A 763-nucleotide genomic window follows, 5' to 3' on the forward strand; every position below is an offset into this window, starting at 1 on the left:
CTAGACGAGTAATGCGTAAGCCTGGGTGGTGGCTGGAGATGGGCGAAGGGTGTTCAAGATCGGTTTGTGACGACTGACCTGAACACCCTTCTGACCGCACTCTACGTCAAGATCGACGACCACCTCGCCGGCAGGCGGCGGGTGGGCAGGCCGCCGAAGCTGACCGACGCGGAGCTGGTGACCTTGGCCGTGGCCCAGGCGTTGCTGGGGTTCACCTCCGAGGCTCGGTGGTTGCGGTTCCTGCCCGCCCGGATGCCTGGGGCGTTCCGCTACCTGCCCGGCCAGTCCGGCTACAACCGCCGCCTGCGTGCCGCGTTGCCGCTGGTCAAGCTCGTGATGCGGTGGCTGGCAGCGGACACCGATTTGTGGACCGACACCACCTGGATCGTCGACTCCACCCCGGTCGAGTGCGGCCGATCCCGGCCCACCGTGAAGCGTTCGGAGCTGGCCGGGTGGGCCAAATACGGCTTCTGCCGCTCGCACTCCCGTTGGTTCTGGGGCCTGCGGCTGCACCTGGTCTGCACCCCGGCCGGGCTTCCGGTCGCCTGGGCACTGGCCGACCCCAAGGTCGACGAGCGGCAAGTGCTCATGGCCATCTGCGACCACGAACCTCACCTGCTCGCCGACCGTCCAGGTCTGCTGATCATCGCCGACAAGGGCTACGTCTCCCGCGAACTCGACCACTACCTCACCGAACGCGGGATCCGGCTGATCCGGCCGTCCTACCGCAACCGCCGGCCCCATCCCGGTGAGCCGCTGCTCA

Annotated in this window: 1 protein-coding gene; it reads left to right on the forward strand. The window is 67.9% G+C overall.

Going from position 1 to position 763, the window contains the following annotated elements; translation table 11 throughout:
- Positions 1–66: 66 nt before the first annotated feature.
- Positions 67–763, forward strand: a 697-nt coding sequence (locus tag H5965_RS45980; protein WP_310977642.1) for an IS982 family transposase, incomplete at its 3' end; no start/stop codon positions are given.

It is taken from the genome of Amycolatopsis sp. 505 (genome assembly GCF_031625235.1).
Taxonomy (GTDB): Bacteria; Actinomycetota; Actinomycetes; order Mycobacteriales; family Pseudonocardiaceae; genus Amycolatopsis.